Source organism: Roseomonas sp. E05, from assembly GCF_030063475.1.
Classification (GTDB): Bacteria; Pseudomonadota; Alphaproteobacteria; order Acetobacterales; family Acetobacteraceae; genus Pseudoroseomonas.
On sequence record NZ_JASIRT010000006.1, the window covers coordinates 119,546 to 141,099 of the forward strand.

20 protein-coding genes are annotated in these 21,554 nt (G+C 72.2%); 13 read left to right on the plus strand and 7 right to left on the minus strand.

Features of this window, described 5'->3' with window-relative positions:
* Nucleotides 1-114: 114 nt before the first annotated feature.
* The 5 genes from QMO56_RS08865 (at nucleotide 115) to QMO56_RS08885 (ending at nucleotide 4,896) form a co-directional block, all read left to right on the plus strand.
* A complete protein-coding gene (locus QMO56_RS08865; RefSeq protein WP_283525007.1) occupies nucleotides 115-888 on the plus strand; it encodes an ABC transporter ATP-binding protein in 774 nt (257 codons plus the stop codon).
* Nucleotides 881-1,585, plus strand: coding sequence for an ABC transporter ATP-binding protein (locus QMO56_RS08870; RefSeq protein ID WP_283525009.1), 705 nt, complete (start codon nucleotides 881-883; stop codon nucleotides 1,583-1,585). The genes QMO56_RS08865 and QMO56_RS08870 overlap by 8 nt, the downstream gene beginning before the upstream one ends.
* A gap of 106 nt (nucleotides 1,586-1,691) precedes the next feature.
* Nucleotides 1,692-2,927, plus strand: coding sequence for an ABC transporter substrate-binding protein (locus tag QMO56_RS08875; RefSeq protein WP_283525011.1), 1,236 nt, complete (start codon nucleotides 1,692-1,694; stop codon nucleotides 2,925-2,927).
* A 76-nt stretch (nucleotides 2,928-3,003) separates the two neighbouring features.
* A complete protein-coding gene (locus tag QMO56_RS08880; RefSeq protein ID WP_283525012.1) occupies nucleotides 3,004-3,891 on the plus strand; it encodes a branched-chain amino acid ABC transporter permease in 888 nt (295 codons plus the stop codon).
* A gap of 3 nt (nucleotides 3,892-3,894) precedes the next feature.
* On the plus strand, nucleotides 3,895-4,896 hold the full coding sequence (locus QMO56_RS08885) for a branched-chain amino acid ABC transporter permease (protein WP_408906514.1): 1,002 nt from the start codon (nucleotides 3,895-3,897) through the stop codon (nucleotides 4,894-4,896).
* 7 nt (nucleotides 4,897-4,903) lie between these two features.
* Here QMO56_RS08885 and QMO56_RS08890 read toward each other — a convergent pair whose 3' ends face one another.
* From QMO56_RS08890 to QMO56_RS08910, 5 genes are all read right to left on the minus strand, one after another.
* Nucleotides 4,904-5,617, minus strand: coding sequence for an ABC transporter permease (locus QMO56_RS08890; protein WP_283525014.1), 714 nt, complete (start codon nucleotides 5,615-5,617; stop codon nucleotides 4,904-4,906).
* A complete protein-coding gene (locus tag QMO56_RS08895; RefSeq protein WP_283525016.1) occupies nucleotides 5,614-6,546 on the minus strand; it encodes an ABC transporter ATP-binding protein in 933 nt (310 codons plus the stop codon). The genes QMO56_RS08890 and QMO56_RS08895 overlap by 4 nt, the downstream gene beginning before the upstream one ends.
* Nucleotides 6,543-7,736: an ABC transporter permease subunit gene (locus QMO56_RS08900; RefSeq protein ID WP_283525018.1), complete on the minus strand. Its 1,194-nt coding sequence runs from the start codon at nucleotides 7,734-7,736 to the stop codon at nucleotides 6,543-6,545. The genes QMO56_RS08895 and QMO56_RS08900 overlap by 4 nt, the downstream gene beginning before the upstream one ends.
* 3 nt (nucleotides 7,737-7,739) lie before the next feature.
* Nucleotides 7,740-8,675: an ABC transporter substrate-binding protein gene (locus tag QMO56_RS08905; protein WP_283525019.1), complete on the minus strand. Its 936-nt coding sequence runs from the start codon at nucleotides 8,673-8,675 to the stop codon at nucleotides 7,740-7,742.
* 160 nt (nucleotides 8,676-8,835) lie between these two features.
* A complete protein-coding gene (locus QMO56_RS08910; protein WP_283525021.1) occupies nucleotides 8,836-9,912 on the minus strand; it encodes an FAD-dependent oxidoreductase in 1,077 nt (358 codons plus the stop codon).
* 137 nt (nucleotides 9,913-10,049) lie between these two features.
* Between QMO56_RS08910 and QMO56_RS08915 the strand changes: the two genes are divergently transcribed.
* From QMO56_RS08915 to QMO56_RS08950, 8 genes are all read left to right on the plus strand, one after another.
* Nucleotides 10,050-11,036 carry an ABC transporter ATP-binding protein gene (locus QMO56_RS08915; RefSeq protein ID WP_283525022.1) on the plus strand — a complete coding sequence of 329 codons (987 nt, stop codon included), beginning with the start codon at nucleotides 10,050-10,052 and terminating at the stop codon, nucleotides 11,034-11,036.
* Nucleotides 11,033-12,118: an ABC transporter ATP-binding protein gene (locus QMO56_RS08920; RefSeq protein WP_283525023.1), complete on the plus strand. Its 1,086-nt coding sequence runs from the start codon at nucleotides 11,033-11,035 to the stop codon at nucleotides 12,116-12,118. The genes QMO56_RS08915 and QMO56_RS08920 overlap by 4 nt, the downstream gene beginning before the upstream one ends.
* On the plus strand, nucleotides 12,115-13,626 hold the full coding sequence (locus QMO56_RS08925) for an ABC transporter substrate-binding protein (protein ID WP_283525025.1): 1,512 nt from the start codon (nucleotides 12,115-12,117) through the stop codon (nucleotides 13,624-13,626). Before QMO56_RS08920 ends, QMO56_RS08925 begins: the two co-directional genes overlap by 4 nt.
* A gap of 7 nt (nucleotides 13,627-13,633) precedes the next feature.
* A complete protein-coding gene (locus tag QMO56_RS08930) occupies nucleotides 13,634-14,578 on the plus strand; it encodes an ABC transporter permease (RefSeq protein WP_283525026.1) in 945 nt (314 codons plus the stop codon).
* Nucleotides 14,575-15,459, plus strand: a complete 885-nt coding sequence (locus tag QMO56_RS08935; RefSeq protein ID WP_283525028.1) for an ABC transporter permease — start codon at nucleotides 14,575-14,577, stop codon at nucleotides 15,457-15,459. The genes QMO56_RS08930 and QMO56_RS08935 overlap by 4 nt, the downstream gene beginning before the upstream one ends.
* A 57-nt stretch (nucleotides 15,460-15,516) precedes the next feature.
* On the plus strand, nucleotides 15,517-16,101 hold the full coding sequence (locus tag QMO56_RS08940; protein ID WP_283525030.1) for a tetratricopeptide repeat protein: 585 nt from the start codon (nucleotides 15,517-15,519) through the stop codon (nucleotides 16,099-16,101).
* A gap of 55 nt (nucleotides 16,102-16,156) precedes the next feature.
* A complete protein-coding gene (gene ada, locus QMO56_RS08945; RefSeq protein WP_283525031.1) occupies nucleotides 16,157-17,197 on the plus strand; it encodes a bifunctional DNA-binding transcriptional regulator/O6-methylguanine-DNA methyltransferase Ada in 1,041 nt (346 codons plus the stop codon).
* A 119-nt stretch (nucleotides 17,198-17,316) separates the two neighbouring features.
* Complete coding sequence (locus QMO56_RS08950; RefSeq protein ID WP_283525033.1) at nucleotides 17,317-18,513, plus strand: hypothetical protein; 1,197 nt, start codon at nucleotides 17,317-17,319, stop codon at nucleotides 18,511-18,513.
* A gap of 38 nt (nucleotides 18,514-18,551) precedes the next feature.
* Here QMO56_RS08950 and pyk read toward each other — a convergent pair whose 3' ends face one another.
* Together pyk and QMO56_RS08960 are read right to left on the minus strand one after the other, a co-directional pair.
* A complete protein-coding gene (gene pyk, locus QMO56_RS08955) occupies nucleotides 18,552-19,985 on the minus strand; it encodes a pyruvate kinase (RefSeq protein WP_283525034.1) in 1,434 nt (477 codons plus the stop codon).
* Between the two features lie 87 nt (nucleotides 19,986-20,072).
* Nucleotides 20,073-21,356, minus strand: a complete 1,284-nt coding sequence (locus tag QMO56_RS08960; protein WP_283525035.1) for a glycerate kinase — start codon at nucleotides 21,354-21,356, stop codon at nucleotides 20,073-20,075.
* Between the last annotated feature and the right edge of the window lie 198 nt (nucleotides 21,357-21,554).

The window sequence follows — 21,554 nt, forward strand, 5'->3', positions numbered from 1 at the left end:
TCCGCCCGTGCATGCCGTGAAGCGGGCGCTTGCGCTGGAGCGGCCGCTTCGTCATTCTTCCCGTAATGGCTTGTGAAACAGCCTTAAAATGTCCAGGGAAGCGGGAGATGCAGGGTGGACACCATCCTGGCGACGGAGGGCCTGACCAAGGAGTTCCTTGGTTTCACGGCCGTGGGCGACGTTTCGCTTAATGTACGGCGCGGCAGCATCCATGGGCTGATCGGGCCGAATGGAGCGGGTAAAACCACCTGCTTCAACCTGCTGACCAAGTTCCTGCAGCCGACGCACGGCACCATCCGCTTCGACGGGCGGGATATCACCCGCATGAAGCCGGCCGAGGTGGCGCGGCTCGGCCTGGTGCGCTCCTTCCAGATCTCGGCCGTCTTTCCGCACCTGACGGTGCTGGAGAATGTCCGGGTGGCGCTGCAGCGCGCCCGCGGTCGCAGCTTCGATTTCTGGCGCTCCGACAAGGTGCTCGGCCAGTACGACGCCCGCGCCCGCGCGCTGCTGGAGGATGTCGGGCTGGGCAGCCATTCGCACCTGCTGGCCGGCGAATTGCCCTATGGCCGCAAACGGGCGCTGGAGATCGCCACCACGCTGGCGCTCGATCCGGTGATGCTGCTGCTGGACGAGCCGACGGCCGGCATGGCGCATGAGGACGTGGACCGCGTCGTGGCGCTGGTGCGGCGTGTGGCGCAGGGCCGCACCGTGCTGATGGTGGAGCACAATCTGCGTGTCGTGGAGGGCCTCTGCGATACCATTACCGTGCTGACGCGCGGCCGGGTCCTGGCCGAGGGCGACTATGCCAGCGTCTCCCGCAATCCGGAGGTCGTCGCCGCCTATCTCGGCACCGATCCCGCCATGTCAGGAGCGCAGGCGCATGGCTGAGCCCTTGCTGAAGGTCGCCGACCTCCAGGCCTGGTACGGCGAGAGCCATGTGCTGCACGGCGTGGACATCGAGGTGCGGGAAGGCGAGGTGGTCACGCTGCTCGGCCGCAACGGCGCCGGCAAGACCACCACGCTGCGTTCCATCATGGGCCTGGTCGGCCGGCGCAGCGGCAGCGTGCGCTTCGAGGGGCAGGAGCTGATCGGCGCGCGCAGCGACCGCATCGCCCGCGCCGGCATCGCCCTCTGCCCGGAGGAGCGCGGCATCTTCGCCAGCCTCGACGTGACGGAGAACCTGCTGCTGCCTCCGGTGGTGCGCCCGGGCGGGATGGAACTCGACGCCATCTACACGCTGTTCCCCAATCTGAAGGAGCGCGCGCGCTCGCCCGGCACCAGGCTCTCGGGCGGCGAGCAGCAGATGCTGGCCATCGCGCGCATCCTGCGCACCGGCGCGCGGCTGCTGATGCTGGACGAGCCGACCGAGGGGCTGGCTCCCGTCATCGTGCAGCAGATCGGCCGGACCATCCGCGCCATCAAGGCGCGCGGCTTCACGGTGCTGCTCGTGGAGCAGAACTTCCGCTTCGCGCAGACCGTGGCCGACCGCCACTACGTCATGGAGCACGGCCGCGTCGTGGATGCCGTAAGCAATGCGGAGATGGCCGGCGCGATGGACAGGCTGCACGGATACCTGGGCGTCTGAGCGCGCCCGGCATGTTGATCGCCCGCGCGGCCGCCGGCCGCCGACGCCGCGCGGCGCTGTGGAACCGGCCCCGGGAAGCCACAGGGGCAATGGGAGAAACGGATCGATGACACAAGATCGTCGCAGCGTACTGAAGACCGTTGCCGCCGCGGCCATGGCGCCGGCGCTGGGCGCCTTTCCGGGACGCGCGCGGGCGCAGTCGGGCACCATCAAGATCGGCGTGCTGAACGACCAGTCGGGCGTCTATCGCGAGACCTCCGGCCCCACCTCGGTCGCCTGCGTGCGCCAGGCGGTGAAGGAGATGGCGCCGCCCGGCACCAATGTCGAGGTCGTCGTCGCCGACCACCAGAACAAGCCGGACATCGGCGCCACCATCGCCCGGCAGTGGTTCGACCAGGATGGCGTGGACGTCATCGTGGACGTGCCGAACTCCTCGGTCGCGCTGGCGGTCAACACCGTGGTGCGCGAGAAGAACAAGGTCTATCTCAACTCCGGCGCCGCCACCACGGAGCTGACCGGCGGCCAGTGCACGCCCAACACCGTGCACTGGACCTACGACACCTACATGCTCGCCAAGTCCACCGGCGGCGCGATGGTGAAGGCGGGCGGCGACACCTGGTTCTTCATCACCGCCGACTACACCTTCGGCCACTCGCTTGAGCGTGACACGGCGAACTTCGTGAAGGCGGCGGGCGGCAAGGTGCTGGGCAGCGTGCGGCACCCGCTGCAGTCCACCGACTTCTCCTCCTATCTGCTGCAGGCGCAGAGCAGCCGCGCCAAGGTGATCGGCCTCGCCAACGCGGGCACGGACACCATCAACTGCGTGAAGCAGGCGGCGGAGTTCGGCGTCACCCGGCGCGGCACCAAGCTCGCCGTGCTGCTGATGTTCATCGGCGATGTGCACGCGCTCGGCCTGAAGACGGCGCAGGGCCTGGTCTGCACCGAGAGCTTCTACTGGGACCTGAACGACCGCACCCGCGCTTTCCTCGGCCGGGTGAAGGACGCGGTGGGCGACAACTATCCGAACATGGATCATGCCGGCTGCTACGCCTCGGTGCTGCACTACCTGAAGGCGGTGAAGGACATGGGCGTGAGCGCCGCGAAGGCGAGCGGCAAGGACGTGGTGACCCGCATGAAGGCCATGCCCACCGACGACGACTGCTTCGGCGCCGGCAAGATCCGCGAGGATGGCCGCAAGCTCTGCCCGGCCTATCTCTTCGAGGTGAAGAACCCCGAGGAGTCGAAGGGGCCGTGGGACTACTACAAGCTGCTGCAGACCACCGCGCCGGACGAGGCCTTCCGCCCGCTGGGCGAGGGCGGCTGCAGCCTGGTCCGCACCTGAGCCGACCCGCGGCGCGGCGGCGGCATGAAGGCCGCCGCCGCGCCTTCCGCATGCCTCGCCGCAGGAAGCCCCGCCAGTGCTCGACGACCTCCTGTTCCAACTGCAGATCGGCCTGCCGCAGGTCGCGCTCGGCCTGGTGAACGGCGCTTTCTATGCGCTGCTCTCGCTCGGCCTCGCCGTCATTTTCGGCATGCTGAACGTCATCAACTTCGCCCATGGGGCGCAGTTCATGATGGGCGCCTTCGTCGCCTGGATGCTGCTGAACTGGCTGCATATCGGCTATTGGCCGGCGCTGATCATCGCGCCGCTGATCGTCGGCGCCTTCGGCGTGCTGCTGGAGAAGACGATGATCAGCCGGCTCTACAAGCTGGACCATCTCTACGGCCTGCTGCTGACCTTCGGCCTCGCGCTGATCATCGAGGGCGTGTTCCGCAACCAGTTCGGCTCCTCCGGCATGCCCTACGCGCCGCCCGAGGCGCTGGGCGGCCCGCCGGTCGATCTCGGCTTCATGTTCATGCCGAAATACCGCCTCTGGGTGGTGGTCGCGGCGCTGGTGATGAGCCTCGCCACCTGGCTGGTCATCGAGAAGACCCGGCTCGGCGCCTATCTGCGTGCCGCGACGGAGAACGCGGCGCTGGTGCAGGCCTTCGGCGTCAACGTGCCGCGCATGATCACGCTGACCTATGCCGCCGGCGTGGCGCTCGCCGCCTTCGCGGGCGTGCTGGCGGCGCCGATCTACTCGGTGAACCCGCAGATGGGCTCCAACCTCATCATCGTCGTCTTCGCCGTGGTGGTGATCGGCGGCATGGGCTCCATCCTCGGCTCGGTGATCACCGGCTTCGGCCTGGGACTGGTCGAGGGGCTGACCAAGGTCTTCTATCCGGAGGCGTCCTCCACCGTGATCTTCGTCATCATGGCCATTGTGCTGCTGGCGCGGCCCGCCGGCCTGTTCGGGAGGGCCTGATCCATGGCCGTTCAGGCATCCGCCCTCGCGGCCGCCCCGGTGAATGACGCGCCCGGGCTGCTCGGCCTCTCCGGCTTCGGCTTCAACCGCGCGCAGAGCGTCGCCTTCCTGGTGATGCTCGTGCTGGTCATTGCCGGGCCGTTCTTCCTCTACCCCGTGCTGCTGATGAAGCTGCTGTGCTTCGCGCTCTTCGCCTGCGCCTTCAACCTGCTGATCGGCTATGTCGGGTTGCTCTCCTTCGGCCACGCCATGTTCTTCGGCACCGGCGGCTATCTCGCGGCGCATGCGGCCAAGGTCTGGGGCCTTTCGCCGGAGCTGGCGATCCTGGTGGGCGGCGCCTTCGGCGCGGTGCTCGGCGCGGTGACGGGCTGGATCGCCATCCGGCGCCAGGGCATCTACTTCGCCATGATCACCCTGGCCCTGGCCCAGATGGTCTATTTCTTCTATCTCCAGGCACCCTTCACCGGCGGCGAGGACGGCATCCAGCGCGTGCCGCGCGGCGCGCTCTTCGGCCTGATCGATCTGCGCGCCGACATGTCGCTCTACTGGCTGGTCGCGGTGATCTTCCTGGCCGGCTTCCTGTTCATCAGCCGCGTCGTCCATTCGCCCTTCGGCCAGGTGCTGAAGGCGATCCGCGAGAACGAGCCGCGCGCCGTCTCGCTCGGCTACCGCGTGGACGACTACAAGCTGCTGGCCTTCACCCTCTCGGCCACCCTGGCGGCGGTCGCCGGCAGTGCCAAGGCCATTGTCTTCGGCATCGCGACGCTGACCGACGTGTACTGGACCATGTCGGGCGAGGTGGTGCTGATGACGCTGCTCGGCGGCCTCGGCACGCTGTTCGGCCCGGTGGCCGGCGCGGCGGTGATCGTGATGATGCAGAACCAGCTGGCCGAATTGGGCGCCTGGGTGACGGTGATCCAGGGCGTGATCTTCGTCGTCTGCGTGCTGCTCTTCCGCGCCGGCATCATGGGCGAGCTGGGGCGGCTGCTGAAGGTGCGGCTGTAGCGCCGCCTCAGGCCGTGGCGCCGCGGCGCAGCCCCAGCCGCAGCGCCCGGTCGGCGATCAGCGCCAGCCAGGCGGTGAAGATCGCTCCCTGCAGCACCCAGGCGGTGTTGCCATTGGCCAGCCCGACCACGATAGGGGTGCCCAGGCAGCTCGCCCCCGCCACGGCGCCGACGGCGGTGGTGGCGACGGAGAGCACCACCGCCACCCGCAGCCCGGCCTGGATCACCGGCAGGGCCAGGGGAAGCTCCACCCGCGCCAGGATACCAGCCCGCCCCATGCCGGTGCCGCGCGCGGCGTCCAGCACGGCGGGAGAGACGGCATCCAGCCCCGCCACGGCGCTGCGCATCACCGGCAGGGCGGCGTAGAGCACCAGGGCCAGCAGCGTCGGCGCCGCGCCGAAGCCGAGCAGTGGCAGGGCCAGCGCGATCACCGCCACGGGCGGGATGGCCTGGGCAAAGGCGAAGAGCGCGTCCAGCAGCGGGCGCAGGGCGCGGCCGGCGCCGCGCGTCGCCAGGATGCCGGCGCCCAGGCCCAGGACGGCCGCGATCAGCGCCGCCCCGAGCGACAGCAGCAGATGTTCCCCCAGCAGGGTGAACCAGCTCTGGCTGTCCCAGGTCGGGCGGGCGAGGGCGGGGAAGAGCGCGTGCCAGAGCACGCCCAGATGCGGGGCCGCCCAGAGTGCGAGGAGGAAACCCGCCACCTGCGCCAGCAGCGCGATCATGCCGGGTGCACCAGGTCGGCCCAGTGGAGCGTGCCGCCGGGGAAGGCGCCGGCGGGGAGCACGGCCAGCCGGTCGCTGCCCTCGGAGAGCATCAGCATCAGCGCCTGCTTGAGCGAGGCGTCGGCCGGCAGGATCGGCAGGTCGTCCGTGGCGTCCTCGGGGCGGGCGATGGCGCTGGCAGGCAGGGTGGCCAGCCGGTGGAAGGCCAGGCTCTCCTCGCCGAACAGCCGCCGCACCGGGGCGCCGGTGCCGCGCTCCAGCAGCTCGGCCGGGCGGCCGCGCGCGGCGAGGCGGCCTTCCTCCAGCACCGCCACGGTATCGGCGAGCGCCAGCGCCTCCTCGACGTCATGCGTGACGAAGAGAATGGTCTTGCCCGTCTCGGCATGGATGGTGCGAAGCTCGGCCTGCAGCCCACGCCGGGTGCCGGGATCGAGGGCGGAGAAGGGCTCGTCCATCAGCAGCAGCGGCGGGTCGGCGGCGAGGGCGCGGGCGAGGCCGACGCGCTGCGCCTGCCCGCCGGACAGCTCGTGCGGGAAACGGTCGCGGAAACGCCCCGGCTCCAGCCCGACCAGCGCCAGCAGCTCGTCCACCCGGGCGGTGATGCGCGCCGCCTCCCAGCCCAGCAGGCGCGGTACCGTGGCGACGTTCTCCGCCACCCGCCAGTGCGGAAACAGCCCGACCGACTGGATCACGTAGCCGATGCCGCGCCGCAGCGCCTCGGGATCGGCGGTGGCCACGTCGCGCCCATCCACCAGCACGCGCCCGGCGCTCGGCTCGATCAGCCGGTTGACCATCCGCATCAGCGTGGACTTGCCGGAGCCGGATTCGCCGAGCAGCACGCAGATGCTGCCGTCCGGCACTTCCAGCGTCACGCGGTCCACCACCGCACGGTCGCCATACCGGCGGGTCACACCCTCGAAGCGGATCATCGCGCCACCTCCAGCGCCGATTGCAGCAGGGCCAGCAGCCCGTCCACCAGCAGCGAGAGCAGCACCACCGGCAGCACGCCGAGCAGGATCAGATCGGTCGCCATCTGGCCGATGCCCTGGAACACCAGCCTGCCGAGGCCGCCGCCGCCGATCAGCGCCGCCAGCGTCGCCAGCCCCACCGCCTGCACCGCCGCCACCCGCAGCCCGCCGAGCATGACCCCGCGCCCGAGCGGCAGGCGCAGCCGGCGCAGGATGCCGCCTTCCGTCATGCCCTGGCCGCGGGCGGCGTCCAGCAGGGCGGGCGAGGCGACGCGCAGCCCGGCCAGCAGGCTGCTGGCCAGCGGCAGCAGCAGATAGGCGGCGATTCCGAGGATGGCCGGCGCCGGCCCGATGCCGCCCACGCCCCATTGGCGCAGCGCTGGCCAGAGGGAAGCCAGCGCCGCCAGCGGCCCCATCAGCAGCCCGAACAGCGCCAGCGACGGCACCACCTGGAAGCCGTTGGCCACGCCCATCAGCGCCGCTTCCAGCCGGGGGTGGCGCAGCGCCAGCAGGCCGAGAGGCACGGAGATCAGCAGCGCCAGCGCCAGCGCGCCGCCGGCAAGTGCCAGATGGCCGTTCAGTGCCGTCCGCAGCTCCGGCCCGCGCGCGGCGGCCTCCCGCACCACGGAGAGACTGTCCAGCAGGCCGGTGGCCAGCATGCCGCCGACGCCCAGCACCGCCAGGGCCAGAAAGCGGCCCGGCGTGCCGCCGCGCCCGGCGGCGCAGCTGCCCGCCGCAAGCGCCAGCAGCAGCATGGCGAGCCAGACCCCCGCCGCCGGCATGGCGCGCGCCGCGGGTGAGGCCGCCTCCAGCACCGCCCGGGCGCCCAGCCCGGTGGTGGCCAGCAGGGCGCAGAGCGCGAGCGCGGCGGCCGCCTCCGCCCAGGGCAGCAGGGCCGTGCGGCGCGCCAGCAGCAGCACCAGCAGGCAGGCGAGCAGGAAGCCGCCCATGGCCAGGCCCAGCCCAGGTTCCATCGGCAGGGCGGCGGGGCGCGGGCTCAGCAGCCGGTTGGGCGCCACCGAGAGCCAGCCGAGCAGGAAGGGCGCCAGCGCCGCCAGCGCGGCGAGCAGCGCCACGGCCGTGGCCTCGCGGGGCGGCGAAGGGGCGGTGGTGGGCCGGGCTGTGGCGAGCAGGGCAGGGCGCAGCGGCATGCCTCAGCCCAGCAGGCCGAGGCCGCGCAGATGCGCCTCGGCGACCTGCCGCGCCGGCTGGCCCTCCACCACGATGCGGGCGTTCAGCTTCTGCAGCGTCTCCAATGTGAGCGAGGCGAAGAGCGGCCGCATCCATTCGTCGATCTGCGGCAGGCGCTCCGTTACCGCCTTCCGCACCACCGGCGCCGGCTGATAGACGACCTGGGCACCCTTCGGGTCCTCCAGCACCACGAGGTCCAGCGCGGAGATGGCCCCATCCGTGCCATAGACCATGGCGGCGTTCACCCCGTTGAGCTGCTCGGCGGCGGCGCGCATGGTCACGGCGGTGTCGCCGCCCGCCAGCACCAGCAGCTGCGCCGGCGAGAGGTTGAAGCCATAGGCCTTCTGGAAGGCCGGCAGTGCCGCCGGGCTCTCGACGAACTCCGCCGAGGCGGCCAGCTTGAACGCGCCGCCCGACTTCAGGTAGCCGACGAGATCCTCCAGCGACCTGAGCTTGGCTGGCCCGGCCATGTCGCGGCGGACCGCGATCGCCCAGGTGTTGTTGGCGCTGGCCGGCTGCAGCCAGACCAGGCTGTTGCGCTCCAGGTCCAGCCCGCGGACCTTGTCGGCGGCCTTGGAGGGGTCGTGCCAGGCCGGGTCGTCCTCCATCTGGAAGAAGAAGGCGCCGTTGCCGGTGTACTCGGGATAGAGGTCGATCTCGCCGGAGAGCAGCGCCTGCCGCACGATGCGGGTCGGACCGAGCTGCAGGCGGCGCTCCACCTTCACGCCCTTGGCTTCCAGGAGCTGCGCCATCATCTCGCCGAGCAGGGCGCCCTCGGTGTCGAGCTTGGAGCCGACGACAACCGGCTTGTCCTGCGCATGACCAAGGCTCGGAGATACGAGCAGCAGGGCCGTGACGGTGGCCAGGGTGGCGCGACGCGTGAGGTCGGTGCGGGGCATCGGGGTGGTTCTCCGGTCAGGGCCGCGCCGGGTCAGGGCGCGGCGGGCGCAGGCTGAGCCGCCAACGCGCGAGGCGATGGCCGGTGGCAGGCGCCCGCGAGGAATTTTGCGCGCGCCGCAAGGCAGATGGGCCAGGAAAGCGGTCGGTCAAAGCGGTCCGTCAAAGCCAGCCCCCTCCCGCGCCGGCGTAGCGCTGCACGAAGCGGTCATCCAGCCATCGTTTCCACCGCCAGGCCCAGGCTCCCTCGAAACTGATCCCGCGCCAGAGGCCGATGGCTTCCGCCCGCCCGGTGCCAAGCAGCATCAGCGCCTGGCGCTGTGGCGTCCAGGGCCGGGGTGGTTCGCCGCGCAGGGCCCGCGACAGGTTCCCGGCCAGCACCGGGCCGGCGCGCACCGCCCAGACACCCGCCTTCGGCAGGCCCGCGGCGACACCGTCACCCGCGCCGAACACCTCCCGATGGCTCACGCTGCACAGCGCCTCGTCCACCCGTGGGAAGCCCGCCGCGTCGCAGGCGAGGCCGCTGGTGCGCAGGTCCAGGCCGGGCAGCGCGCCGGCGCAGGCGATCGCCAGCGCCACCTGGCCCATGCCGGCCTCCAGGCTGTGCAGCATGCCCTCATCGAGCCGCTCCACCGGGAAGGCGGTGCGCCAGGAGACGCCAGCCAGCCGCAAGGCCCGCTCCGCATGGGCGCGGAAGGATGCCGGCAGCCCCGGAAGCAGTTCCGGTGCCGCTTCCAGCAGCAGCGGATGGGGCCCCGGGCGGCGGGCGAGCGCCAGTGCCAGCTCGACGCCCGCCACCCCCGCGCCGATGACCGCCACCCGCCCGGCGGCCGGATCCAGCGCCGCCAGGGCCGCGAAGAAGCCGCGCCACGGGCGCACCGGCACGCTGCCGGGCGGCGTGACAGGGCGGGCGCCAGTGTTGAGGGAGAGCAGATCATAGGGCAGGGGCGGGTTCCGGCCGAGCAGGACCAGCCGCCGGCCGGCATCGAGGCCGGTCACCTGGTCCTCGATCCATTCCGCACCGGCGCGGGCCAGCAGCGGCGCCAGGGGGATCTCAGCCGCACCCGGCCGCAGCAGGCCGGCCACCACCCCCGGGACGGCGCCCGAATAGACGGTGATGGCGTCCGGCGCGACCAGCGTGAGCCGTGGCGCCTCCGCGTTTCGGCGCGCCTGCTGCTGGCCGAAGTGCCGCAGCACCTCCAGATGCGCGTGCCCCGCGCCTGCCAGCACCAGATGCATGGGCGCATCCTGCCCGCCGGCGTCTTCGTTGCCAACCAGTGACGGAGCGGCTTTCGCGCTCGTGTGGCGCGCTTTGGCCCGCTTCCTGCAAGCGGGGATCCCATGCGGTTCATCCCCTGCCGGCGCGTCGCGGCGCCATGACCGTCCCCGCCCTGGAGGTCATCGGCCTCTCGGTCAGCTTCCGCACCGATCGTGGCCCCTTCCGGGCGGTGCAGGGCCTTTCCTTCACCGTGCCCGCGGGCAGGACCCTGGCGATCGTCGGCGAGAGCGGCTGCGGCAAGTCGGCCACCAGCCTGGCGATCATGGGGCTGCTGCCGGGCTCGGCACAGGTCACCGGCACCATCCGCCTTGCCGGGCAAGAGATCGCCGAGCTGCCGCCGGATGCGCGGCGGCGCCTGCGCGGCGCCGAGATGGCGATGATCTTCCAGGAGCCGATGACCAGCCTGAACCCCGCCTTCACGGCCGGCGAGCAGGTGGCCGAGGCGCTCCGCCAGCATCGCGGCATGGGCCGCAAGGCCGCCGCCGAGGCTGCCATCGCGGCACTGGAGCAGGTACGCATCCCCGAGGCGGCGCGGCGCGCGCGGCAGTATCCGCACCAGCTCTCGGGCGGCATGCGCCAGCGGGTGATGATCGCCATCGCCCTGGCCTGCCGGCCCCGGCTGCTGATCGCCGACGAGCCGACCACGGCGCTGGATGTCACCGTGCAGGCGCAGATCCTCTCCCTGCTGGCCGAGCTGAAGCGCGAGACCGGCACCGCCACGGTGCTGATCACCCACGACCTCGGCGTGGTCGCCGACCAGGCGGACGAGGTGGTGGTCATGTATGCCGGGCAGGTGATCGAACGCGCCCCGGCGGCGCGGCTCTTCGCCATGCCGCAGCATCCCTACACGGTCGGGCTGCTCGGTGCGGCGCCACGCCTGGAGGGTGGGGGCGGGCGGCTTGCCAGCATCGAAGGCACGGTGCCTGATCTGGCGGCACCGCCCCCCGGCTGCCGCTTCGCGCCGCGCTGCCCCTTCGCCATCGCCCGCTGCGCCGAGCCGGTGCCGCTCTACGAGATGGTGCCCGGCCATGTCGCCGCCTGCCACCGCGCCCCGCTGGAGCAGATCCTGGAGGGCGCGGCATGAGCGCGCCGATCCTGGAACTGTCCGGGCTGGTCAAGCACTTCCCGGTCAGGGACGCGCTCGGCCGTATGCGCGGTGCGGTGCATGCGGTGGACGGCGTGGCGCTTTCCGTCGCCGAGGGCGAGGTGCTGGCCATCGTCGGCGAGAGCGGCTGCGGCAAGTCCACCCTGGGCCGCCTGATGCTGCGGCTGATCGCGCCCGATGCCGGCACGGTGCGCTTCGCCGGGGAGGATCTCGGCGCGCTGTCCCCCGCCGTGCTGCGCACCCGTCGGCGCGACATGCAGCTCATCTTCCAGGATCCCTTCGCCAGCCTCGACCCGCGCATGACGGTGGAGCAGGCCATCGCCGAGCCGCTGCTGCTGCACCGGCTGGTGCCGCGCGCCGAGGTGCCGGGGCGGGTGGCGGCGCTGCTGCAACGGGTCGGGCTGCGACCGGAGCTGGCGCGGCGCTGGCCGCACGAGTTCAGCGGCGGCCAGCGGCAACGCGTCGCCATCGCCCGCGCGCTCGCCTCCGGGCCGAGGCTGGTGGTGGGGGACGAACCGGTCTCGGCGCTCGACGTCTCCGTGCAGGCGCAGGTGGTGAACCTGCTGCAGGACCTCATCCGCGAGCTCGGCCTGACCTTCGTGCTGATCAGCCACGACCTCGCGGTGGTGCGCCACATCGCCGACCGCGTGGCGGTGATGTATCTCGGCCAGATCGTCGAGCTGGGTCCGGCCGCCGAGGTCTTCGGCGATCCGCGCCACCCCTATACGCGCGCGCTGCTGGCGGCGGTGCCGGGGCAGGGTGCGGGTGGAGCAGCCGCGCCGCTGCAGGGCGACATGCCCAGCCCGATCGCGCCGCCCGCCGCCTGCCGCTTTCACACGCGCTGCCCCTTCGCCCAGGCGATCTGCCGCAGCGAGGTGCCCGCCCTCGCCGAGGCCGGCGGCAACCTCGCCCATCAGGCCGCCTGCCATTTCCGCGACAGCCTGCCCGCCGCCGCCCCGCCGCGGGAGATCGACCATGGCGGCGAGCGCCTGCGCCGCCTGCAGGCCTTCTTCGCCCCCGGGCAGCCAAGCCCGCACCAGAAAACGGGAGTTGCTTCATGACCAGGAAGACGCCGCTTCTCGCTGCGCTCGCCCTCGGCGCGGGCCTGCTCGCCACCGCCGCGCAGGCGCAGACCCTCCGCATCGGCCTGCGCGAGGACCCCGACATCCTCGACCCGACGCTGGCCCGCACCTATGTCGGCCGCATCGTCTTCGCCGGGCTCTGCGACAAGCTGTTCGACATCAACGAGAAGCTGCAGATCGTCCCGCAGCTCGCCACCGGCTACAACTGGGAGGGCCCGAAGACCCTGCGCATCACCCTGCGCCAGGGCGTGAAGTTCCATGACGGCGAGATCATGGACGCCGAGGCGGTGGTCTATTCGCTGAAGCGCCACATGACGATGCAAGGCAGCTTCCGGCGCAGCGAGATCAACACCATCGAGAGCCTCGACGTGGTGGACCCGCAGACCCTGCGCATCCACCTGAAGGAGCCCTCGGCGGCCTTCCTCTCGCAGCTCACCGACCGCGCCGGCATGGTGGTCAGCCCCAAGGCGGCCGAGGCGGCGGGCAAGGATTTCGGCACCAGGCCGGTCTGCAACGGGCCCTTCCGCTTCGTCGAGCGGGTGGCGCAGGACCGCATCGTGCTGGAGAAGTTCCCGGGCTACTGGGATGCCGGCAACGTCCATGTGGACCGCGTCGTCTATCTGCCGATCGCCGACAGCTCGGTGCGGCTGGCCAACCTGCAATCCGGCGCGCTGGAAGTGACCGAGATCGCGCCGACCGACATCCCGGCGATCAAGGGCAACCGCGCGCTGCGCATCGCCGTGGGCGACAGCCTTGCCTACCAGAGCATCCTGTTCAATGTCGGCAACGGGTCGCGCGCCGACACGCCCTTCGGCAAGGACGCCCGCATCCGCCGCGCCTTCGATCTGGCGATCGACCGAGACGCGCTGAACCAGGTGGTCTTCGAGGGCATGGTGACGCCGGTGGCGCAGCCGCTGCCGCCCGCCAGCCCCTATTACGACCAGGACTTCCCGCCGCCGCAGCGGGACGTGGAGAAGGCGCGCGCGCTGCTGAAGGAGGCCGGCGTCAGGACGCCCTTCGTCGTCGAGATGACGGTGCCGACCAACCCCGAGCTGCGCCAGGCGGCGGAGGTGATCCAGTCCATGGTGGCGGAGGCCGGCTTCGAGCTGCGCATCAGCAGCATGGAGTTCGCTTCCAGCCTCGCCGCCGCGCATCGCGGCGAGTTCCAGGCCTACATGTCCGCCTGGTCCGGGCGCATCGACCCGGACGGCAATACCTGGGCCTTCCTGCACAGCCGCGGCGCCAGCAATGACGGCCGCTACGCCAACCCTGAAGTGGACCGCCTGCTCGACGCCGCGCGGGCGGAGATGGACGAAGGCAAGCGCCGCGCGCTCTACGATCAGGTGTGGCCGATCGCCATCGGAAAGGACCAGTCGCGCAGCTATCTCTGGAGCCGCAAGCTGGTCTTTGGCGTGTCGAGCAAGCTGGAGGGCTTCCGCATGGTGCCGGACGGCATCGTGCGGGTGCAGGGCCTGAAGCTGGACTGAGCCGGACATGGGCCTCTGGCTGCTCCGCCGGGTCGGGCAGATCCTGCCCACCCTGCTCATCCTCTCCATGCTGATCTTCGGCCTGCAGCAACTCATGCCGGGCGACCCGGCGCTGATCATGGCGGGCGAGGAGCGCGACCCCGCGGTGCTGGCCGAGATCCGCAGCGAGCTGATGCTCGACCGGCCGATCTGGGCGCAGTACCTCGCCTGGCTGGGCAAGATCCTGATGGGCGATTTCGGCTTCTCCTGGCGCATCCGCATGCCCGTGGGCGCGCTGATCCTGGAGAAGCTGCCGGTCACGCTGCAGCTCGGGCTGATGGCCTTCGTCATCGCCGTGGCGATCGGCGTGCCGGCCGGCATCCTCTCGGCCGTCTACAAGGACCGGCCGGCGGACTGGGCGGCCAACGGGCTGGCGCTGGCCGGCATCTCCACGCCGAACTTCTGGCTGGGCATCATGATGATCCTGCTGTTCAGCGTGAAGCTCGGCTGGCTGCCGCCCTCGGGCTACGTGCCCTTCACCGAGGATCCCGTGCAGTCGCTCGCCACCACCATCATGCCGGCCTTCGTGCTGGGCAGCGGCATCGCCGGCGTGCTGATGCGCCATACCCGGGCGGCGATGCTGACGGCGCTCAGCCAGGACTATGTCCGCACCGCCCGCGCCAAGGGCCTGCCGGAGCGCCTCGTGGTCGCCAAGCACGCGCTGCGCAACGCGCTGATCCCGGTGGTGACGCTCGGCACCATCGAACTCGGGCGCCTCCTGGCCGGGGCGGTGCTGACCGAGCAGATCTTCACCATTCCCGGCTTCGGCAAGCTGATCGTCGATGCGGTGTTCAACCGCGACTACCCCGTGGTGCAGGGCGTGGTGATGGCCACCGCCCTGATCTTCGTGCTGCTCTCCCTGCTGGCCGACCTGCTCTACATGGCCATCAACCCGCGCCTGAGGTCCGCATGAGCGCGGCGCTCTCTCCGGCCGCCACGGCCGCGCGCGGCGAGAGCCCGGCGCGGCGCGCGCTGCGCCGCTTCGCCCGGCACAGGCTGGCGATGGCGGGGCTGCTGGTGGTGCTGGTCTTCGTCGCCGTGGCGCTGCTGGCGCCCTGGGTCGCGCAATACGATCCGGTCGCCACCTCCTGGTCGCGCATCCGCAAGCCGCCCTCCGCGCTCTACTGGTTCGGCACCGACGAGAACGGGCGGGACGTCTTCTCGCGGGTGGTCTGGGGCGCCCGCGCCTCGCTGATGGCGGGCATCGTCTCGGTGGCGGCGGCGGTCTGCCTCGGCGTGCCCTTCGGCCTGCTGGCGGGGCTGGCCGGCGGCTGGGTGGACGCGCTGGTCTCGCGCATCGCCGATGCCATGCTCTCCGTGCCCTTCCTCATCCTCGCCATCGCGCTCGCCGCCTTCCTCGGCCCGGCGCTGGAGAACGCGATGCTGGCCATCGCCATCTCCGCCACGCCGATCTTCGTGCGGCTGGCGCGCGGCATGGCGCTGGAGGCGAAGAGCACCGACTGGGTGGAGGCGGCGCGCGCCCTCGGCAATCCGCCCTGGCGCACGGCGCTGCGCCACGTTCTGCCCAACATCATCCCGCCGCTGCTGGTGCAGGGCACGCTGGCGATCGCCGAGGCGATCATCGCCGAGGCCTCGCTCTCCTTCCTCGGCCTCGGCCAGCAGCCGCCGGCACCCTCCTGGGGCTCGATGCTGAATGCCGCGCAGCGCTTCCTGACCCAGGCGCCCTGGATGTCGGTCTATCCCGGCCTCGCCATCTTCCTGGTGGTGCTGGCCTTCAACCTGGTGGGTGACGGGCTGCGCGATGCGCTCGACCCGCGCAGCGACCGCCGCTGAGGCGCCGGCGCGCGGATTTCCCTTGCGCGCGCGGCCGCATGATCCAACCTTTGGAGCATGCGCGCCGCGCCGTTCCTCCTGGCTTCCGCCCTGACCCTGCCGCTCCTGCCACTCGGCGCGGCGGCGCAGCCCGACCCGCGCCCCACCGCCCCCGAGGCGCGCCGCGCCCAGCTCGACCGCCTGCTGGATGCCCTGCCGAGCGCCCCGGACGACACCCTCGCCGCCGCCCTGGCGGCGCAGATCCGCAGCCTGTGGGCGCAGGCCGCCTCGCCGGCGGTGACGCTGCTGCTCGATCGTGGCCAGCGCAACCTGCGCAGCGAGGCCGCCGCCGATGCGGTGGAGGACTTTGATGCGGCGCTGGTGCTCCAGCCCGACTGCGTCCAGGCATGGTTGCTGCGCGCCCAGGCCCTGGCCGAAATGGGCGACTTCACCGCCGCGCTGCGCGACCTGCGCCAGGTCCTGACGCTGGAGCCGCGCCACTTCAGCGCGCTGGCGGTGCTCTCCTCGCTCCAGGAGCAGATGGGCGATGCCGAGGATGCGCTGCGCTCCATGCAGGAGGCCGTGGCGATCTATCCCCGCATGCCCGGTGCGGAGGAGCGGCTGCGGAAGCTCTATCGTGCGGCGCATGGGCAGGGCATCTGAACCGCCGCAACCGGCGGATGGCGCTGCAAGAGCCGCTCCTGGCACAAAGCCCGGCATGAACCCCGATCCCGAGATGCTCTGGGCTGAGCTGCAACGCCGCGAGGCGAGGCCCGACATGGTCTATGCCGTGGCCACGCAGGGTGTGTACTGCCGGTTCGGCTGCCCCTCCCGCCTGCCGCTGCGCCGCAATGTCCGCTTCTTTCCGGATTGCGCCAGCGCCGAGGCTGCCGGCTTCCGCGCCTGCCGCCGCTGCGACCCCCTTGGCGCGCGCGCCGCCCTGCACGCCGAGGCCGTGCGCGACGCCTGCGCCCGCATCGAGGCGGCGGAGGCGATGCCGCCCCTGGCCGAGTTGGCCGCGCACGCGGGCTACGCCCGCCACCACTTCCTGCGGCTGTTCCGCGAGATCACCGGCCTGACCCCGCGCGCCTATGCCGATGCGGTGAAGGCGCGCCGCCTTCAGGCCGCGCTGGGCGAGGGCGCGCGGGTGGCCGAGGCGGTGGCGGAGGCGGGCTTCGGCAGCGAAAGCCGCGTCTATGAGCAGCCCGGCCGGCTGCTTGGCATGAGCCCCGGCGCCGCGCGGCGTGGCGGCGAGGGCGAGACGATCCACCACGCCTTCACCGACTCCCCGCTTGGACCGCTGATGGTGGCGGCGACGGAGAAGGGCATCTGCCGCATCGCCTTCGGGCCGGATGAGGCGGCCCTGCTTGGCGAGCTCTCCGCACGCTTCCCGCGGGCCAGGCACCTGCCCGGCGGCGAGGCGATGGCGGCGATGCTGCGAAGCGTGGTGGCCCTGATCGAGGAGCCGCATGCCGCCCGGGCGCTGCCGCTGGACCTGCGCGGCACCGCCTTCCAGCAGCGCGTCTGGCAGGCGCTGATGGCGATTCCACCGGGGCGGACCACCACCTATTCCGGCCTCGCGGAAGCGATTGGCCAGCCCCGCGCGGTGCGCGCCGTGGCGGCCGCCTGCGCGGCCAATCCCGCCGCGCTGGCCGTGCCCTGCCATCGGGTGATCGGCAAGGACGGCGCGCTGACCGGGTATCGCTGGGGTCTGCCGCGCAAGCGGGAGCTGCTGGAGCGCGAGAAGGCGGCAGGCTGAAGCGCGCCGCGCCGCACGGCCCTCAAGGGGCGACGGGGCGGCTCGATGCGGCAGGTTGGGTCCGGAGGCGTGCTCCATGTTTTGATGGCGGCGCTCCGCTGCTCCCGCTAAGGTCGGACATGGAACAGCCCCCGAGCACCCCCGCAGCGCCGTCGGTCACCACCGACATCCATACGCACCTCACCGGTGCGCCGCGGTCTGCCGAGATCATCCGCCTCGGGCTGCTGCATGACCTCGATTACCCCGCCGCCATGCTGCGCCTCGCGGAGGTCCCCTTGCCTGAGGGCGTCCGGCTGGCCGAGGGCGACACGCGCATCCTGCCCGGCGGCATCGCCGCGCCCGCCCGTGGCTCGCCCATGGTCCGGCTCCGGGACCTGCCGCCGGAGAGCCTCGCCCTGCTGGAGGCGGCCATGGAGATGCCCCGGCGTCCCGCGACAGGCGAGGGGCCGGACCCCTTCGTCCTGCTGGAGCGGGCCTATTCCATCCGTCGGCCGCTGGGCGCCCACCCGGCGCTTCTCCCCGGCATCCTCACCTCGGTGGCGGAGGATGCCCGCCGCGACGGGGTGACGCATATCGAATTCAGCGCCAGCGCCCCGCTGGCCGCGGGCGAGGAGGGCGAGGCCTGGATGCGCGCAGCCGGGCTGGCGGCCCGGCGGCTCCAGGCCACGGCCGGGGTCCGCATCCTGTTCCTGGCCACGATCAACCGGCATGCCGCGCCCACCGACATCGCCCGGTCCCTGGCGCGGCTTGGCGAGCTGATGGAGGGGCACCCGCTCCTGGCCGGCGCTGATCTCGCCGGGCATGAAACCAACCCGACCGAGGATTTCATGCCGGTGGTGGTTGCCTGGGCCGCCGGGCGCGTGCGCCGCGGCCTTCCCACGGTGGTCCGGGTCCATGCGGGCGAAACGCCCTGCCACCCCGGGAACGTGCGCGCGGCGCTGGAAGGGTTCCGGGAGGCGGGACTGCCGCCCGGCATGGGCAGGATCGGCCATGCCCTCTACGGCATCGGGCGGCGGGAGGTGACCCTCGCCCAGGAGATCGGCGCCGTGGTGGAAATGGGCATCGGCTCGAACAGAGCGCTGGGCTACCGCAGCGGCCCCGGGCGGAGCGGCGGGGGCCGCAGGCTGGCGAGGCTCATCGGCGCCGGGGTGGCCACCGTTCTCGGAACGGACGGCCATGGCATCTACGGCACGTCCCCGGCGCTGGAGGCGCGCCGGGCGCTGCGCGACGGGGCGACGGACCTGGTCATGGCGGAAGTGGCCCGCCACGAGGGCGACCACATCAAGCGGATGGGCGCCGCCTTCCCGCTGGCCTGAAGCCCGCCGGGGAATGTCTTCCCCGGCCTTGCCCTTTCCTACTTCACCGTGGCAACCCGCAGCGCGTTCGTGGTGCCCGGCGTCCCGAAGGGCACGCCTGCCGTCACCACCACTTCCTCGCCCGCCTGCGCGAAGCCCTCGGTCTGCGCCGCGCGCACCGCCTTGGCCACCATGTCGGTCATGCTGTGCGGCTCGGCGGAGGGCAGTGGGTGGACGCCCCAGACCACCGCCATGCGCCGCGCCGTCGCCTCGCTGGAGGTCAGGCCGATGATCGGGCTGGCCGGCCGCTCCCGCGCCACGCGCAGGGTGGTGGAGCCGGTGGCGGTGAAGGTGGCGATCGCCTGGGCGCCAATGGTCTCAGCCACCTGGCGCGCGGCGGCGGCGATGGCGCCGGCCGAGTTCTTCTCCGGCGAGGGGCGCGCCGCGTCGGTGATCTGCCGCCAGCCGTCATCCTGCTCCACCCGGGCCAGGATGCGGTCCATCATGTTCACCGCCTCGTAGGGGAACTGGCCGGCGGCGCTCTCGGCGGAGAGCATCACCGCGTCCGCCCCGTCGAACACCGCCGTGGCGACGTCCGAGGCCTCGGCGCGGGTGGGGGAGGGCGCGTTGATCATGCTCTCCAGCATCTGCGTCGCCACCACGACGGGCAGGCCGCGCCGGCGGCACTCGCGCACGATGCGCTTCTGCACCAGCGGCACCTCCTCGGGCGGGCACTCCACGCCGAGGTCGCCGCGCGCGACCATGGCGCAGTCCGTGGCGTCGAGGATGCCCTCCAGGTTCTCGACGGCCTGCGGCTTCTCCATCTTCACCATCACCCAGGCACGCCCGTCGGCGATTTCCTTCACCTGGATCACGTCCTCCGGCCGCTGCACGAAGGAGAGGCCGATATATTCGATGCCCAGCGGCAGCACGAAGTCGAGGTCGGCGCGGTCCTTCGGCGTCAGGGCCGGGATGGGCAGCGCCACGTCCGGCACGTTGACGCCCTTGCGGTCGGAGAGCGGGCCGCCGACCAGGATTTCCGTCTCCAGGTGGTCGTCGCGCTTGTGCACCACGCGCAGGCGCAGCTTGCCGTCATCCAGCAGCAGGGTGGTGCCGATGCGCGCGGCCTCGATGATCTCGGGATGCGGCAGCTGCACGCGCCGCACGTCGCCCGGCGTCGCGCTGAGGTCGAGGCGGAAGCTCTGGCCAGTCTGCAGCTGCACCCGCCCGCCCTGGAAGCGGCCAACACGCAGCTTGGGGCCCTGAACATCCGCCAGGATGCCGATCGGCCGCCCGACGCGCCTCTCCAGCGCGCGAATCATCAGGATGCGGCTGGCATGGTCCTCATGGCTGCCATGGCTGAAATTGAGCCGGAACACGTCGGCCCCGCCGCGGTAGAGGCGCTCGATCACCTCCGGCGTGGAGCTGGCGGGGCCGAGGGTGGCGATGATCTTGGTGCGGCGGCGGCGGCGGAGGGGAATGCGCGGCGGCAAAGTTCTGTCCTTCGGCTGCGGGCGGCTTTGGCCCGCTCGGGAGAGGAGGCGGGCGCTTTGGCCCGCTGGGCGGGAGCCCGACTCGGCTCAGGCGATCAGAATGGCACGGAAATCATTGACATTCGTAAGCGTTGGCCCGGTGACGATGGTATCGCCAAGCCGCTCGAACAAGGCGTGGCTGTTGTGTGACGCCAGCAGGCCCCGCGCGTCCAGCCCGGCCGCCATGGCGCGGGCGAGGGTGTCGGGCGCGGCGAGGGCGCCGGCATTGTCCTCCGATCCGTCGATGCCGTCCGTATCTCCCATCAGTGCCCAGCAGCCCTGCATCGCGGCGGCCGCCAGTGTAAAGCCCAGCAGGCACTCGCTGTTGCGCCCGCCCCGCCCGGGCGTGACGCCGGGGCGGATGGTCACCGTGGTCTCGCCGCCCGAGAGCAGCACCGCCGGGCCGCGCAGAGGGTGTCCATGCGCCTGCACGCTGTGGGCAATGCCAGCCAGCACCGTGCCGACCACCGCCGCCTCGCCCTCCAGCGCGTCTCCGAGCAGCAGCGGCGCCAGGCCGAGGGTGCGCGCCTCGGCCGCCGCCGCTTCCAGCGCCATCTGCGGCGTGGCGATCATGCGGAACTCGGCGCGGGCCAGGCGTGGGTCGCCGGGCTTGGGGGTCTCCTCCGCCGCGGCCGCCAGATGGGCCGCCACGGCGGGCGGCAGGTCGATGCCGTAATGCGCGACAAGGCCACGCGCCTCGGCGAAGCTGGAGGGATCGGGCACGGTGGGGCCGGAGGCGATCACGGTGGGGTCGTCGCCCGGCACGTCGGAAATGGCGAGCGTCACCACCCGGGCCGGATGCGCCGCCGCCGCCAGCCGCCCGCCCTTGATGGCGGAGAGGTGCCGGCGCACGCAGTTCATCTCGTTGATGGTGGCGCCCGAGGCGAGCAGGGCACGGTTCACCGCCTGCTTGTCCGCCAGCGTCAGCCCCTCCGCCGGCAGCGCCATCAGCGCCGAGCCGCCGCCGGAGATCAGCGCGAGCACGAGATCGTCCGCGCCCAGCCCCCGAACCGCCGCCAGGACGCGCCGCGCGGCCGCCTCGCCCGCCGCGTCGGGCACGGGGTGGGAGGCTTCCACCACCGCGATCCGGCGGGTCGGCACGGCATGCCCGTAGCGGGTGATGACGAGGCCGGAAAGCTCGGCATCCGGCCAGGCTTCCTCCACCGCCGCCGCCATCACCGCCGCCGACTTGCCGGCGCCCACCACCACCACGCGGCCCTTTGGCGGCGCGGGCAGGTGGCGGGCGAGGATGGCCCGCGGGTCGGCGGCGCGGATGGCTGCATCGAACAGGCGCCGCAGCGCAGGGCGGGCGGTGGTATCGGTCCAGCTCATGCGGGCGGCTTTCCCCTTCGGTGTGCTTGCCGCGCATTGTGAACCGAGGGGCGGAGAAGGTGAAGGCGGGCCTCTTTTTCCGCCTCCCGGAAACCCTGCACCGGTTCGGCCGCTTCTTTCCTTGCTCCGCTGGCCCGTCCCCCTGTGCCGGGAGGGCGGCGAGGATTGGCATTTCGCCAGCGAGGGTGGGCCCGTGAG

What these genes read in the sequence shown, in the direction of transcription:
- QMO56_RS08870 (WP_283525009.1), top strand. Translation starts at nt 881, where the DNA reads ATGGCTGAGCCCTTGCTGAAGGTCGCCGACCTCCAGGCCTGGTACGGC.
- QMO56_RS08875 (WP_283525011.1), top strand. Translation starts at nt 1,692, where the DNA reads ATGACACAAGATCGTCGCAGCGTACTGAAGACCGTTGCCGCCGCGGCC.
- QMO56_RS08885 (WP_408906514.1), top strand. Translation starts at nt 3,895, where the DNA reads ATGGCCGTTCAGGCATCCGCCCTCGCGGCCGCCCCGGTGAATGACGCG.
- QMO56_RS08890 (WP_283525014.1), bottom strand. Translation starts at nt 5,617, where the DNA reads ATGATCGCGCTGCTGGCGCAGGTGGCGGGTTTCCTCCTCGCACTCTGG.
- QMO56_RS08895 (WP_283525016.1), bottom strand. Translation starts at nt 6,546, where the DNA reads ATGATCCGCTTCGAGGGTGTGACCCGCCGGTATGGCGACCGTGCGGTG.
- QMO56_RS08900 (WP_283525018.1), bottom strand. Translation starts at nt 7,736, where the DNA reads ATGCCGCTGCGCCCTGCCCTGCTCGCCACAGCCCGGCCCACCACCGCC.
- QMO56_RS08905 (WP_283525019.1), bottom strand. Translation starts at nt 8,675, where the DNA reads ATGCCCCGCACCGACCTCACGCGTCGCGCCACCCTGGCCACCGTCACG.
- QMO56_RS08910 (WP_283525021.1), bottom strand. Translation starts at nt 9,912, where the DNA reads ATGCATCTGGTGCTGGCAGGCGCGGGGCACGCGCATCTGGAGGTGCTG.
- QMO56_RS08915 (WP_283525022.1), top strand. Translation starts at nt 10,050, where the DNA reads ATGACCGTCCCCGCCCTGGAGGTCATCGGCCTCTCGGTCAGCTTCCGC.
- QMO56_RS08920 (WP_283525023.1), top strand. Translation starts at nt 11,033, where the DNA reads ATGAGCGCGCCGATCCTGGAACTGTCCGGGCTGGTCAAGCACTTCCCG.
- QMO56_RS08925 (WP_283525025.1), top strand. Translation starts at nt 12,115, where the DNA reads ATGACCAGGAAGACGCCGCTTCTCGCTGCGCTCGCCCTCGGCGCGGGC.
- QMO56_RS08930 (WP_283525026.1), top strand. Translation starts at nt 13,634, where the DNA reads ATGGGCCTCTGGCTGCTCCGCCGGGTCGGGCAGATCCTGCCCACCCTG.
- QMO56_RS08935 (WP_283525028.1), top strand. Translation starts at nt 14,575, where the DNA reads ATGAGCGCGGCGCTCTCTCCGGCCGCCACGGCCGCGCGCGGCGAGAGC.
- QMO56_RS08940 (WP_283525030.1), top strand. Translation starts at nt 15,517, where the DNA reads ATGCGCGCCGCGCCGTTCCTCCTGGCTTCCGCCCTGACCCTGCCGCTC.
- ada (WP_283525031.1), top strand. Translation starts at nt 16,157, where the DNA reads ATGAACCCCGATCCCGAGATGCTCTGGGCTGAGCTGCAACGCCGCGAG.
- QMO56_RS08950 (WP_283525033.1), top strand. Translation starts at nt 17,317, where the DNA reads ATGGAACAGCCCCCGAGCACCCCCGCAGCGCCGTCGGTCACCACCGAC.
- QMO56_RS08960 (WP_283525035.1), bottom strand. Translation starts at nt 21,356, where the DNA reads ATGAGCTGGACCGATACCACCGCCCGCCCTGCGCTGCGGCGCCTGTTC.